Annotated in this window: 7 protein-coding genes, 2 tRNA genes and 2 rRNA genes; 5 read left to right on the top strand and 6 right to left on the bottom strand. The window is 56.3% G+C overall.

The features are described 5' to 3' along the window. Positions 1-47: 47 nt before the first annotated feature. The 6 genes from AC3IUF_RS03505 to aptA all read right to left on the bottom strand — a co-directional run bounded on the left by AC3IUF_RS03505 (position 48) and on the right by aptA (position 8483). Positions 48-2941 (bottom strand): 23S ribosomal RNA (locus AC3IUF_RS03505). A 247-nt stretch (positions 2942-3188) separates the two neighbouring features. Further along, positions 3189-3264: transfer RNA gene (locus tag AC3IUF_RS03500), tRNA-Ala, on the bottom strand. 30 nt (positions 3265-3294) lie between these two features. Further along, positions 3295-3371: transfer RNA gene (locus AC3IUF_RS03495), tRNA-Ile, on the bottom strand. An 81-nt stretch (positions 3372-3452) separates the two neighbouring features. After that, positions 3453-4989, bottom strand: a 16S ribosomal RNA gene (locus tag AC3IUF_RS03490). The 16S and 23S rRNA genes sit together here with 2 tRNA genes alongside, the layout of an rRNA operon. 573 nt (positions 4990-5562) lie before the next feature. Beyond that, on the bottom strand, positions 5563-7056 hold the full coding sequence (locus tag AC3IUF_RS03485) for a CoA-acylating methylmalonate-semialdehyde dehydrogenase (protein WP_038360740.1): 1494 nt from the start codon (positions 7054-7056) through the stop codon (positions 5563-5565). 77 nt (positions 7057-7133) lie between these two features. Further along, entirely contained in the window at positions 7134-8483 is a 1350-nt protein-coding gene (aptA, locus tag AC3IUF_RS03480) for an omega-aminotransferase AptA (protein WP_007914732.1), read from the bottom strand. A 138-nt stretch (positions 8484-8621) separates the two neighbouring features. Here aptA and AC3IUF_RS03475 point away from each other — a divergent pair, with 138 nt between their 5' ends. The 5 genes from AC3IUF_RS03475 (at position 8622) to AC3IUF_RS03455 (ending at position 14546) form a co-directional block, all read left to right on the top strand. Then, on the top strand, positions 8622-9542 hold the full coding sequence (locus AC3IUF_RS03475; RefSeq protein ID WP_007914725.1) for a LysR family transcriptional regulator: 921 nt from the start codon (positions 8622-8624) through the stop codon (positions 9540-9542). Between the two features lie 121 nt (positions 9543-9663). Next, complete coding sequence (locus tag AC3IUF_RS03470) at positions 9664-11052, top strand: uracil-xanthine permease family protein (protein WP_489280374.1); 1389 nt, start codon at positions 9664-9666, stop codon at positions 11050-11052. 88 nt (positions 11053-11140) lie between these two features. Beyond that, the gene (locus AC3IUF_RS03465; protein ID WP_038360732.1) at positions 11141-11791 is read left to right on the top strand and encodes a TetR/AcrR family transcriptional regulator; all 651 of its coding nucleotides are present in this window, start codon (positions 11141-11143) and stop codon (positions 11789-11791) included. A gap of 7 nt (positions 11792-11798) precedes the next feature. Continuing rightward, positions 11799-12380 (top strand): IMPACT family protein, encoded by a 582-nt coding sequence (locus tag AC3IUF_RS03460; RefSeq protein ID WP_489280372.1) that lies wholly within the window; start codon positions 11799-11801, stop codon positions 12378-12380. Positions 12381-12998: 618 nt separating this feature from the next. Continuing rightward, positions 12999-14546, top strand: a complete 1548-nt coding sequence (locus AC3IUF_RS03455; RefSeq protein ID WP_489280370.1) for an ABC transporter ATP-binding protein — start codon at positions 12999-13001, stop codon at positions 14544-14546. Positions 14547-14555: the final 9 nt, after the last annotated feature.

The raw sequence follows: 14555 nt of genomic DNA, 5'->3' as shown, positions 1-14555 counted from the left end.
CACACACCGCAATCTGGTCTCTTCGACGCAAATTGCTTGGGTGTTATATGGTCAAGCCTCACGGGCAATTAGTATTGGTTAGCTCAACGCCTCACAGCGCTTACACACCCAACCTATCAACGTCGTAGTCTTCGACGGCCCTTCAGGGAACTCAAGGTTCCAGTGAGATCTCATCTTGAGGCAAGTTTCCCGCTTAGATGCTTTCAGCGGTTATCTTTCCCGAACATAGCTACCCGGCAATGCCACTGGCGTGACAACCGGAACACCAGAGGTTCGTCCACTCCGGTCCTCTCGTACTAGGAGCAGCCCCTCTCAAATCTCAAACGTCCACGGCAGATAGGGACCGAACTGTCTCACGACGTTCTAAACCCAGCTCGCGTACCACTTTAAATGGCGAACAGCCATACCCTTGGGACCGGCTTCAGCCCCAGGATGTGATGAGCCGACATCGAGGTGCCAAACACCGCCGTCGATATGAACTCTTGGGCGGTATCAGCCTGTTATCCCCGGAGTACCTTTTATCCGTTGAGCGATGGCCCTTCCATACAGAACCACCGGATCACTAAGACCTACTTTCGTACCTGCTCGACGTGTCTGTCTCGCAGTCAAGCGCGCTTTTGCCTTTATACTCTACGACCGATTTCCGACCGGTCTGAGCGCACCTTCGTACTCCTCCGTTACTCTTTAGGAGGAGACCGCCCCAGTCAAACTACCCACCATACACTGTCCTCGATCCGGATAACGGACCTGAGTTAGAACCTCAAAGTTGCCAGGGTGGTATTTCAAGGATGGCTCCACGCGAACTGGCGTCCACGCTTCAAAGCCTCCCACCTATCCTACACAAGCAAATTCAAAGTCCAGTGCAAAGCTATAGTAAAGGTTCACGGGGTCTTTCCGTCTAGCCGCGGATACACTGCATCTTCACAGCGATTTCAATTTCACTGAGTCTCGGGTGGAGACAGCGCCGCCATCGTTACGCCATTCGTGCAGGTCGGAACTTACCCGACAAGGAATTTCGCTACCTTAGGACCGTTATAGTTACGGCCGCCGTTTACCGGGGCTTCGATCAAGAGCTTCGCGTTAGCTAACCCCATCAATTAACCTTCCGGCACCGGGCAGGCGTCACACCCTATACGTCCACTTTCGTGTTTGCAGAGTGCTGTGTTTTTAATAAACAGTCGCAGCGGCCTGGTATCTTCGACCGGCATGAGCTTACGGAGCAAGTCCTTCACCCTCACCGGCGCACCTTCTCCCGAAGTTACGGTGCCATTTTGCCTAGTTCCTTCACCCGAGTTCTCTCAAGCGCCTTGGTATTCTCTACCCAACCACCTGTGTCGGTTTGGGGTACGGTTCCTGGTTACCTGAAGCTTAGAAGCTTTTCTTGGAAGCATGGCATCAACCACTTCGTGTTCTAAAAGAACACTCGTCATCAGCTCTCGGCCTTAAGATCCCGGATTTACCTAAGATCTCAGCCTACCACCTTAAACTTGGACAACCAACGCCAAGCTGGCCTAGCCTTCTCCGTCCCTCCATCGCAATAACCAGAAGTACAGGAATATTAACCTGTTTTCCATCGACTACGCTTTTCAGCCTCGCCTTAGGGACCGACTAACCCTGCGTCGATTAACGTTGCGCAGGAAACCTTGGTCTTTCGGCGTGGGTGTTTTTCACACCCATTGTCGTTACTCATGTCAGCATTCGCACTTCTGATACCTCCAGCAAGCTTCTCAACTCACCTTCACAGGCTTACAGAACGCTCCTCTACCGCATCATCCGAAGATGATACCCGTAGCTTCGGTGTATGGTTTGAGCCCCGTTACATCTTCCGCGCAGGCCGACTCGACTAGTGAGCTATTACGCTTTCTTTAAAGGGTGGCTGCTTCTAAGCCAACCTCCTAGCTGTCTAAGCCTTCCCACATCGTTTCCCACTTAACCATAACTTTGGGACCTTAGCTGACGGTCTGGGTTGTTTCCCTTTTCACGACGGACGTTAGCACCCGCCGTGTGTCTCCCATGCTCGGCACTTGTAGGTATTCGGAGTTTGCATCGGTTTGGTAAGTCGGGATGACCCCCTAGCCGAAACAGTGCTCTACCCCCTACAGTGATACATGAGGCGCTACCTAAATAGCTTTCGAGGAGAACCAGCTATCTCCGAGCTTGATTAGCCTTTCACTCCGATCCACAGGTCATCCGCTAACTTTTCAACGGTAGTCGGTTCGGTCCTCCAGTTAGTGTTACCCAACCTTCAACCTGCCCATGGATAGATCGCCCGGTTTCGGGTCTATTCCCAGCGACTAGACGCCCTATTAAGACTCGCTTTCGCTACGCCTCCCCTATTCGGTTAAGCTCGCCACTGAAAATAAGTCGCTGACCCATTATACAAAAGGTACGCAGTCACCCAACAAAGTGGGCTCCCACTGCTTGTACGCATACGGTTTCAGGATCTATTTCACTCCCCTCTCCGGGGTTCTTTTCGCCTTTCCCTCACGGTACTAGTTCACTATCGGTCAGTCAGTAGTATTTAGCCTTGGAGGATGGTCCCCCCATATTCAGACAAAGTTTCTCGTGCTCCGTCCTACTCGATTTCATGACTAAGAGATTTTCGCGTACAGGGCTATCACCCACTATGGCCGCACTTTCCAGAGCGTTCCGCTAATCTCAAAGCCACTTAAGGGCTAGTCCCCGTTCGCTCGCCACTACTAAGGGAATCTCGGTTGATTTCTTTTCCTCAGGGTACTTAGATGTTTCAGTTCCCCTGGTTCGCCTCTTGCACCTATGTATTCAGTACAAGATAACCATCTTATGATGGCTGGGTTCCCCCATTCAGACATCTCCGGATCAAAGTCTGTTTGCCGACTCCCCGAAGCTTTTCGCAGGCTACCACGTCTTTCATCGCCTCTGACTGCCAAGGCATCCACCGTATGCGCTTCTTCACTTGACCATATAACCCCAAGCAATCTGGTTATACTGTGAAGACGACATTCGCCGAAAATTCGAATTTCTCAATTAAGAGAACTCACAAATTTTACCTTAGCCTGATCCGTTACCAGTGAAAGTAACGTTCAGTCTATCTTTCTATCACATACCCAAATTTTTAAAGAACGAACTAGTCAAAGACTAGAAATCAACATTCATCATCACAGCGATGGAATGCTCATTTCTAAGCTTTCAAACTTCAGAAGCAGTAGTGGTGGAGCCAAACGGGATCGAACCGTTGACCTCCTGCGTGCAAGGCAGGCGCTCTCCCAGCTGAGCTATGGCCCCGTATTTCTACAGGCGTTTCCCACACAAAATTGGTGGGTCTGGGCAGATTCGAACTGCCGACCTCACCCTTATCAGGGGTGCGCTCTAACCAACTGAGCTACAGACCCAATTTCGGGCTGCTTCTTTCGTCTTCTTCAATGAATCAAGCAATTCGTGTGGGAACTTATGAAGCAGCTGATGTCGTCGATTAAGGAGGTGATCCAGCCGCAGGTTCCCCTACGGCTACCTTGTTACGACTTCACCCCAGTCATGAATCACACCGTGGTAACCGTCCTCCCGAAGGTTAGACTAGCTACTTCTGGTGCAACCCACTCCCATGGTGTGACGGGCGGTGTGTACAAGGCCCGGGAACGTATTCACCGTGACATTCTGATTCACGATTACTAGCGATTCCGACTTCACGCAGTCGAGTTGCAGACTGCGATCCGGACTACGATCGGTTTTATGGGATTAGCTCCACCTCGCGGCTTGGCAACCCTTTGTACCGACCATTGTAGCACGTGTGTAGCCCAGGCCGTAAGGGCCATGATGACTTGACGTCATCCCCACCTTCCTCCGGTTTGTCACCGGCAGTCTCCTTAGAGTGCCCACCATGACGTGCTGGTAACTAAGGACAAGGGTTGCGCTCGTTACGGGACTTAACCCAACATCTCACGACACGAGCTGACGACAGCCATGCAGCACCTGTCTCAATGTTCCCGAAGGCACCAATCCATCTCTGGAAAGTTCATTGGATGTCAAGGCCTGGTAAGGTTCTTCGCGTTGCTTCGAATTAAACCACATGCTCCACCGCTTGTGCGGGCCCCCGTCAATTCATTTGAGTTTTAACCTTGCGGCCGTACTCCCCAGGCGGTCAACTTAATGCGTTAGCTGCGCCACTAAGAGCTCAAGGCTCCCAACGGCTAGTTGACATCGTTTACGGCGTGGACTACCAGGGTATCTAATCCTGTTTGCTCCCCACGCTTTCGCACCTCAGTGTCAGTATCAGTCCAGGTGGTCGCCTTCGCCACTGGTGTTCCTTCCTATATCTACGCATTTCACCGCTACACAGGAAATTCCACCACCCTCTACCATACTCTAGCTCGACAGTTTTGAATGCAGTTCCCAGGTTGAGCCCGGGGATTTCACATCCAACTTAACGAACCACCTACGCGCGCTTTACGCCCAGTAATTCCGATTAACGCTTGCACCCTCTGTATTACCGCGGCTGCTGGCACAGAGTTAGCCGGTGCTTATTCTGTCGGTAACGTCAAAATTGCAGAGTATTAATCTACAACCCTTCCTCCCAACTTAAAGTGCTTTACAATCCGAAGACCTTCTTCACACACGCGGCATGGCTGGATCAGGCTTTCGCCCATTGTCCAATATTCCCCACTGCTGCCTCCCGTAGGAGTCTGGACCGTGTCTCAGTTCCAGTGTGACTGATCATCCTCTCAGACCAGTTACGGATCGTCGCCTTGGTGAGCCATTACCTCACCAACTAGCTAATCCGACCTAGGCTCATCTGATAGCGCAAGGCCCGAAGGTCCCCTGCTTTCTCCCGTAGGACGTATGCGGTATTAGCGTTCCTTTCGAAACGTTGTCCCCCACTACCAGGTAGATTCCTAGGCATTACTCACCCGTCCGCCGCTGAATCCAGGAGCAAGCTCCTCTCATCCGCTCGACTTGCATGTGTTAGGCCTGCCGCCAGCGTTCAATCTGAGCCATGATCAAACTCTTCAGTTCAAACATCTTTGGGTTTTTAAGAAACCCTAAACTTGGCTCAGCAATCGTTGGTTACATCTTTGATTTCTCGCGGAGTAACTTGTGATGCTGATAATCTTGTTGACTATCAGTCTGACTCCACAAGCACCCACACGAATTGCTTGATTCAATTGTTAAAGAGCGGTTGGTTAAGATCTTTCGTCTCAACCGAGGCGCGCATTCTACAGCAGCCTCATTTGCTGTCAAGTGATTATTTTCAGAAGTTTTCGAAGAATTCTTCAACAACTTCAACCACTTGCGCTTCCGATCTCTCGTCAGCGGGAGGCGAATTCTACAGCGTTACACGCTGCTGTCAACACCTCTTTTTCAACTTCCTTTCGGCTTCGATGAACTGAAGCAACTCACTGCCGAAACCTGCATAACTCATTGAATCTCAAGGAGTTTTCCGTTTCGACTGCGCCGGAAGTGGGGCGAATTATAGACATCTGAAATCTGCCGTCAACACCTATTTTCATAATTCTGTCACATCAGTCAAAAATCCCCGAAAACGCGAAGGCCGACCCCAAGGGGTCGGCCTTCGCTGCACTGCCCTACTTACAAGCTAGGAAAGGCGAACTGCGAAGCCTCATGGCTCGCCCGTTGCGGCCAGCGCTGGGTGATCGCCTTGCGACGGGTGTAGAAGCGCACACCGTCCGGACCATAGGCATGCAGGTCGCCAAACAGCGAACGCTTCCAGCCGCCAAAGCTGTGATAAGCCACCGGCACCGGCAGCGGTACGTTAACGCCAACCATGCCGACCTCGATCTCGTCGCAGAACAGGCGCGCCGCTTCACCGTCACGGGTGAAGATGCAGGTGCCGTTGCCGTATTCGTGATCGTTGATCAGTTGCATTGCCTCTTCCAGACTGTTCACACGAACGATGCACAGTACCGGGCCGAAGATCTCTTCCTTATAGATGCGCATCTCTGGGGTGACGTTGTCGAACAGGCAGCCACCGAGGAAGAAGCCTTCTTCATGACCGGCCACGCTGAAACCACGACCATCGACCACTAGGGTCGCGCCCGCTGCCACGCCGTCGTCTACGTAACCGCTGACTTTGTCGCGCGCCTGACCGGTCACCAGTGGGCCCATGTCCAGACCGCAAGAAGTGCCGGCACCGATTTTCAGCGCTTGGATCTGTGGAACCAGTTTCGCCACCAGAGCATCCGCCACCTGGTCACCCACACACACAGCGACCGAAATCGCCATGCAGCGCTCGCCGCAGGAACCGTAGGCCGCGCCCATCAGTGCGCTGACCGCGTTGTCCAGATCGGCATCCGGCATCAACACTGCGTGGTTCTTCGCGCCGCCCAGTGCCTGAACGCGTTTACCGCGCTTGGTGCCTTCGGCATAGATGTACTCAGCGATCGGCGTCGAACCGACAAAGCTCAGCGCTTTGACTTCCGGCGCTTCGATCAGCGCGTCTACTGCAGTCTTGTCACCGTGAACCACGCTCATCACGCCTTTCGGCAAACCGGCTTCCAGCAGCAACTGTGCGATCAGCAGTGTCGAGCTTGGATCGCGCTCGGACGGCTTGAGGATGAAGCAGTTGCCGCAGACGATCGCCAACGGGTACATCCACAGCGGCACCATGGCCGGGAAGTTGAACGGGGTGATCCCGGCAACGATGCCCAGCGGCTGGAAGTCCGACCATGCGTCGATGTTCGGGCCGACGTTGCGGCTGTACTCGCCCTTGAGGATTTCTGGAGCTGCGCAAGCGAACTCGACGTTCTCGATACCACGCTTCAGTTCACCGGCGGCGTCTTCCAGGGTTTTGCCGTGTTCTTCGCTGATCAATTGCGAGATGCGCGCTTCGTTCTGCTCCAGCAGTTGCTTGAAGCGGAACATTACCTGCGCACGTTTGGCCGGTGGCGTGTTGCGCCAGGCCGGGAACGCTGCCTTGGCGGCATCGATGGCTTTCTGGATGGTTGCCTGGCTGGCCAGTGGCAGCTTGTGGATAGCCTGACCGGTAGACGGGTTGAACACATCAACTGCGCGACCGTTCTCGGTCACCAGTTCGCCATTGATCAAATGCGGGATAACGCTCATCGAAAAACTCCTGAATTCTTGTCCGCAGACGCCCACGAGGGGCGCCGGCTGTTTGTACTTATATATAGAGGGAAAAATCAGTCGAGCTTGTTCAGCACTTCGCCGACCGCATCGAACAGACGATCGAGGTCTTGCGGCTTGCTATTGAAGGTTGGGCCGAACTGCAGGGTGTCGCCGCCGAAGCGCACGTAGAACCCGGCTTTCCACAGGGCCATGCCCGCTTCGAACGGACGCACGATGGCGTCGCCGTCACGACCGGCAATCTGGATCGCGCCGGCCAGACCGAAGTTACGGATATCGATAACGTTCTTCGAACCTTTCAGGCCATGCAGCGCGTTTTCGAAATGCGGTGCTACTTCAGCGACGCTCTGCACCAGATTTTCCTTTTGCAGCAGATCGAGCGCTGCCAGGCCAGCGGCGCAAGCCACCGGGTGCGCCGAGTAGGTGTAGCCGTGCGGGAATTCCACCGCGTACTCAGGGGTCGGCTGATTCATGAAGGTCTGGTAGATCTCGGAGCTGGCAATCACCGCGCCCATCGGGATCGCGCCGTTGGTGACTTGCTTGGCGATGCACATCAGGTCCGGGGTCACGCCAAAGGTGTCAGCACCGAACATGTTGCCGGTACGGCCGAAACCGGTGATCACTTCGTCGAACACCAACAGAATGCTGTGCTGGTCGCAGATCTCGCGCAGACGTTTCAGGTAACCCTGCGGTGGCACCAGCACGCCGGCGGAACCGGCCATAGGCTCAACGAACACAGCGGCGATGTTAGAAGCGTCGTGCAGTTCGATCAGCTTCAGCAGTTCATCAGCCAAAGCGATACCGCCCTGCTCCGGCATGCCACGGGAGAAGGCGTTGCTGGCCAGCAGCGTGTGCGGCAGATGATCGACGTCCATCATCGCCTGACCGAACAGCTTGCGGTTACCGTTGACGCCGCCGAGGCTGGTGCCGGCGATGTTCACGCCGTGGTAGCCACGGGCACGGCCAATCATTTTGGTTTTGGTCGACTGCCCCTTCAGGCGCCAGTAGGCACGGACCATTTTCACCGCGGTGTCAGCGCACTCGGAACCGGAGTCGGTGAAGAACACGTGGTTCAGATTGCCCGGGGTCAGCTCGGTGATTTTCTCAGCCAGCTGGAACGACAATGGGTGGCCGTACTGGAAGCCCGGCGAGTAATCGAGGGTGCCCAACTGCTTGGAGACCGCTTCCTGAATTTCCTTGCGGGTGTGGCCGGCGCCGCAGGTCCACAGACCGGACAGCGAGTCGTATACCCGGCGGCCCTTGTCGTCGATCAACCAGCTGCCTTCGGCGCCAACGATCAAACGCGGATCGCGCTGGAAATTGCGGTTGGCGGTGTACGGCATCCAGTGCGCGTCCAGCTTCAGTTGGCTGGCCAGTGGCGACGGCGCGTTTTCAGGCATGTTCATCGGGCAAAACCTCGCAGGGCATAAGCGTCAGGGAGATAAAAAGCGTTGTTGCAGCTAAATTGCCACGCGGATAAAGTCGGTGAAATCCAACTCTTCTAACCTTCAGTTAGAACTTTGCTAAACAATGAGAACAATAAGATGAGCAGCCGCCGCCCCGATCCGCTGGCCCAAGTCAGTGACTTTGATATCCGCTTGCTGCGGATTTTTCGCAGCGTGGTGGAATGCGGCGGATTCTCGGCAGCGGAGACGGTGCTCGGCATCGGTCGCTCGGCGATCAGTCAGCAGATGAGCGATCTGGAGCAGCGCCTCGGCTTACGTCTGTGCCAGCGTGGGCGCGCCGGGTTTTCGCTGACCGAAGAAGGTCGCGAGGTGTATCAGTCGGCGCTGCAACTGTTAAGTGCGCTGGAAAGCTTCCGCACTGAGGTCAACGGCCTGCACCAGCATTTGCGTGGCGAGTTGATCATCGGCCTGACCGACAACCTGGTCACCCTGCCCCACATGCGCATCACCCACGCCCTCGCGCAATTGAAGGAGCGCGGGCCGGATGTGCAGATCCAGATCCGCATGATTGCGCCGAATGAGGTCGAACAAGGCGTGCTTGATGGGCGCCTGCATGTCGGCGTGGTGCCGCAGGCCAGTGCGTTGTCGGGCCTGGAATATCAGCCGCTGTACAGCGAACGTTCGCTGCTTTATTGCGCGGTGGGTCATCCGTTGTTTTATGTCGATGACAAACAGCTCGATGACGAACGCCTTAACAGTCAGGACGCGATCGCGCCGACCTTTCGTTTGCCGGCGGAGATTCAGGCGCATTACCAGGCGCTTAATTGCACGGCCAGCGCTTCCGACCGCGAAGGCATGGCATTCCTGATTTTGACCGGACGCTACATCGGTTACCTGCCGGATCACTACGCCAGCCTCTGGGTGCAGCAAGGTCGTTTGCGTGCGCTGAAATCGCAAACACGTTTCTACGACCTGAGCCTCGCATCGGTCACGCGCAAGGGGCGGCGCCCTCATTTGGTGCTGGAAAGCTTTTTGGAGAGTCTGGCGGCAACGCGTTGAAAATCCTCCGAGGCCCACCAGCGTTGGGCCTTAGCAACAAATTCGACAAATAACCTGAGCAAGTGGACAGCTTTTTGCAAAGCAGGATCAACCTCGATCCTTCAACAAGAAGCCTTAAGCCATGCAGCCAGATTCCGCACCGTCCAGCGACCTGATCTACGGCCTCGACGACCGCCCCAAACCGCTTGCCGCGATACTCGCGGCGCTGCAACACGTGCTCGCCAGTTTCGTCGGCATCATCACCCCGCCATTGGTGATCGGCTCGGCCCTCGGGCTGACCGCGCATTTGCCGTACCTGATCAGCATGGCCTTGATGGTTTCGGGCGTCGGCACCTTTATTCAGGCGCGGCGGCCATTCGGGATTGGCGCGGGAATGATCTGTCTGCAAGGCACCAGTTTTGCTTTTCTTGGTGCGGTGCTGTCGGCGGGGTTTCTGGTTAAGCAACGTGGCGGCAGCCCGGAAGACATTCTGGCGATGATCTTCGGTGTGTGCTTTTTCGGCGCAATCGTGCAGATCGTCCTCAGCCGCTTCATCGGCCAGTTGCGCAGAGTCGTCACACCGCTGGTGACCGGGATCGTCATCACCCTCATCGGCATCAGCCTTATAAAGGTCGGCATCACCGACCTGGGCGGTGGCTTCAATGCGCCGGACTTCGGTGCGCCGGGCAATCTGGCGTTGGGCGTGTTTGTGTTGCTGACGATCATTTTGCTCAACCGCTCGAACACGCCATGGGTGCGCTTGTCGGCAATCATTATCGGTTTGCTGCTCGGCAGCCTGGCCGCGTGGTTCAGTGGGAAACTGGTCCCGCAGCCGCTGCCTGACTTGCCGCTGGTGAGTTTTCCTACACCGTTCAAGTTTGGTTTCAGCTTCGACTGGACGGCTTTCCTGCCGGTCGCGCTGATTTATCTGATCAGCACCATCGAAACCGTCGGCGACCTCACCGCCAACTGCATGCTCGCCCGTCAGCCAATCAGCGGCCCTTCTTATATAAGCCGCCTGCGCGGTGGCGTACTCGGTGACGGCGTGAGCTGCATGATCGCCGCGACCTTCAGCGCCTTTCCCAATACCACGTTTGCGCAGAACAACGGCGTGATTCAGTTGACCGGCGTCGCCAGCCGCTACGTCGGCCTGTACATCGGCGCGATCCTGTTTTGTCTCGGCCTGTTCCCGATGATCGGCGCGGTGCTGCAGCAGATCCCGAAACCGGTGCTCGGCGGCGCTACCTTGGTGATGTTCGGCGCGGTGGCTGCGGCCGGCGTGCGCATCCTCGCGCAGTCGCCGCTGGATCGACGCAGCATGTTGATCATCGCCACGTCGTTCGGCGTCGGCCTGGGCATTGCCGCGCAACCGAACCTGCTGCACCTGCTGCCGAAACTGGTGCAAAACCTGTTTGATTCGGCGATCACCAGCGGCGGCCTGACCGCGATAATCCTTTGCCTGCTGCTGCCGGAGTCGAAAATCGAGGCTGCTGAAGCGCACCCGCCGCTGAACAAGATCGAACAGGCGTAACGGTTTTATCGCTCAAACACTTGTCGGATGCCTGTGGGTGCGCTATCAACGCAACTGGTTGCACCCACAGACAAACCCGGAAGTGCCTATGACCTTTGAAGTCCCAGCCCATGGCGGCAAACCCGCCAGCCGCATTCGTCAGAAAAACGAAGAGACCATCCTCAAAGCCGCCGAAGACGAGTTCGCCCGTCACGGTTACAAAGGCACCAGCATGAACACCATCGCCCAGAATGCCGGGTTGCCCAAGGCCAACCTGCATTACTACTTCACCAACAAACTCGGTTTGTACGTGGCGGTGCTGAGCAACATCATCGAGCTGTGGGACAGCACCTTCAACACCCTCACCGCCGAGGACGATCCGGCCGAAGCGTTGACTCGCTATATCCGCGCCAAGATGGAATTCTCCCGTCGTCAGCCACAGGCCTCGCGGATCTTTGCGATGGAAGTGATCAGCGGCGGCGAATGCCTGAGCGAATATTTCAATCAGGACTACCGCGCCTGGTTCACCGGCCGCGCGGCGGTATTTCAAGCGTGGATCGATGCCGGCAAAATGGACCCGGTCGATCCGGTGCATTTGATCTTCCTGTTGTGGGGCAGCACCCAGCATTACGCTGACTTCGCCACGCAGATCTGCCGCGTCAGCGGTCGCAGCAAGTTGACCAAGCAGGACATGGAAGACGCCGGCAACAACCTGATCCGCATCATTCTCAAAGGCTGCGGCCTCACTCCTCCTCTATAAGACGTTTATGCCTTTCACCCTCAGCGGTTTTTGCGAGTACCGCGAAGAGATTCGCAAAAGCCGCTTTATCACCTTTGCCACGCCGATCGGCAGCCCTGCCGATGCTCAGGCGTTTTTTGAACAGCACAGCGATTTCAACGCCTCGCACAATTGCTGGGCGTGGAAACTCGGCGATCAATACCGCAGCAATGACGACGGCGAACCGGGCGGCACGGCCGGGCGACCGATTCTGGCGGCGATCGAAGCGCAGGATTGCGATCAGGTCGCGGTACTGGTGATCCGTTGGTACGGCGGTATTCAACTCGGCACTGGCGGTTTGGCCCGGGCCTATGGCGGTGGCGCGAACAAGTGCCTGCAAACCGCGGCGAAGATCGAGTTAATCAGCCGCGTGCCGCTGAGTTGCGCCTGCGGGTTTGCCGAGTTGGCGTTGGTGAAGTTGCGGGTTGCGGACTTGGGTGGACTGGTTGTCGAAGAAAACTTCACGGCGAACGGCGTTGAGTTGAAGTTGGCTGTGGGGGAAGCGCAGATCGAGGTCTTGCAAACGCAGCTAGCCGATTTGAGTCGTGGGCGGATTTTGCTTCAACGATAAAAGATCAAAAGATCGTCCGATCGCGGCCCGAGCGTTCCGCAGCTCCTACATTTGAAATGCGCTCTCCTGTAGGAGCTGCCGAAGGCTGCGATCTTTTAGGGCATCACCCTTTTCCGTTATTACTCGGACTTGCCCACATCTGCTGTGCACCCGACTGTGGATAACCTGAGTACATTCCGCTGTAACCCTTCTGTCACGTGGCTTTGCGCGGTTTGTTCACTTTTCGTTCAATTCTCTCGACGAAAGGAAAATTTCAAACAGAAACAGTCAGTTAGCGTGGTTTATCACCATTAGAAGAAAGCACCGCAGTGCTTATGCCCAGGTTTGCAGCTTGCGCACAATAACTGTGGAGCAACCTGTGGATAACCCGTTCATGGCTGGCGCAGTCGCAGGTCCTGCCTAGTCCACAGGGGTTTGCTCGTTTTTTGATCAGTTGCCGACGGGCAAAACTGGAGCCCGATCAACGGCTTTGCTCTGAATTGGTGCCGTGAGCCCAGCCAATTTTGCAGGCAATGCTCTGCTTCAGGCACTCGCACACGCGGCCCGCTTGCGTTCCTGACTCAATGGCCAGGAAATTGCTTTATCCACAGGCACAACTCCAAGCAAGTCGAGCCTGCCATGCCAATCGCCCCTCTTACTTCGCGCCTGCAATTGCGCCATATCAGCAAACGCTACCCCGGTTGTCTGGCCAATGACGCCATCGACCTGAGCATCGCGCCGGGGGAAATCCATGCCCTGCTCGGTGAAAACGGCGCGGGCAAAAGTACCTTGATGAAAATTATCTACGGCGTCACCCAAGCCGATGCCGGCGAGATGTTCTGGCTAGGTCAGCCGGTGAATATCCGTAACCCGGCACAGGCGCGGCAGTTGGGCATCGGCATGGTGTTCCAGCATTTTTCGCTGTTCGAAACCCTCAGCGTGGCGCAGAACATTGCCTTGGCAATGGGCGCTGCGGCCGGCACACCGAAACAACTGGAACCGAAAATTCGTGAAGTGTCGCGCCGTTATGGCATGGCGCTGGAACCGGAAAGACTTGTCCACAGCCTGTCGATCGGCGAGCGGCAACGAGTGGAGATTATTCGCTGCCTGATGCAGGACATTCGTCTGCTGATCCTCGATGAGCCGACTTCGGTACTGACACCGCAGGAGGCCGACGAGTTGTTCATCACCCTGCGCCGCCTCGCTGCCGAAGGCTGCAGCATTCTGTTTATCAGCCACAAGCTTGGTGAAGTGCGCGCGTTGTGTCATAGCGCAACGGTTCTGCGCGGCGGGCGTGTCGCCGGACATTGCGTACCTGCCGAATGTTCGGATCAGCAGTTGGCGCAGATGATGGTGGGCGAAGCGGCGGCGTTGATTGGCGATTATCCGAAGGTCAGCGGCGGCGCGGCGTTTTTGCGGGTGAGCGGATTGAGTTGGCACAACCCGGATCCGTTTGGCTGCTCGCTGAAAGACATCGCCCTGGAAGTGCGCAGCGGTGAAATCGTCGGCATCGCCGGGGTCGCAGGTAATGGTCAGGATGAGTTGCTCGCCCTGCTCAGTGGCGAGCAAACCCTGCCCCGCGCCGAAACTGCGACCATTCGATTTGCCGAGCAAAACGTCGCCGATTTACGCCCGGATTCACGGCGCAAACTGGGTTTGGCATTCGTGCCTGCCGAGCGTCTCGGCCACGGCGCAGTACCGGAATTGAGTCTGGCCGATAACGCTCTGCTTACCGCGTTCCAACAAGGCTTGGTCAGCCACGGTTTGATCGAACGCGGCAAAGTCGAAGCCCTCGCCCGACAGATCATTCAGCGTTTCGGCGTAAAAACCCCGGACACGCAAACCGCTGCGCGCAGCCTGTCCGGCGGCAACCTGCAGAAATTCATCCTCGGCCGGGAAATCCTCCAGCAACCGAAACTGCTGATCGCTGCGCACCCGACCTGGGGCGTCGACGTCGGCGCCGCCGCGACCATCCACCGCGCATTGATCGCTTTGCGCGATGCCGGCGCGGCGATTCTGGTGATTTCCGAAGACCTCGACGAACTGTTCCAGATCAGCGACCGCCTCGGCGCGTTGTGCGGTGGACGTTTGTCGGCGTTGCACAACACCACCGATACCCAACTCAGCGACGTCGGCGGCTGGATGGCCGGTCAGTTCGACCACGCCCCTTCAGCCGCCACGGTTTAACGGAGTTTC

This window comes from Pseudomonas sp. KH_040, from assembly GCF_057839305.1.
Note: the sequence above shows the minus strand (reverse complement) of the source record. Positions and strands in the feature narration are given on the sequence as shown.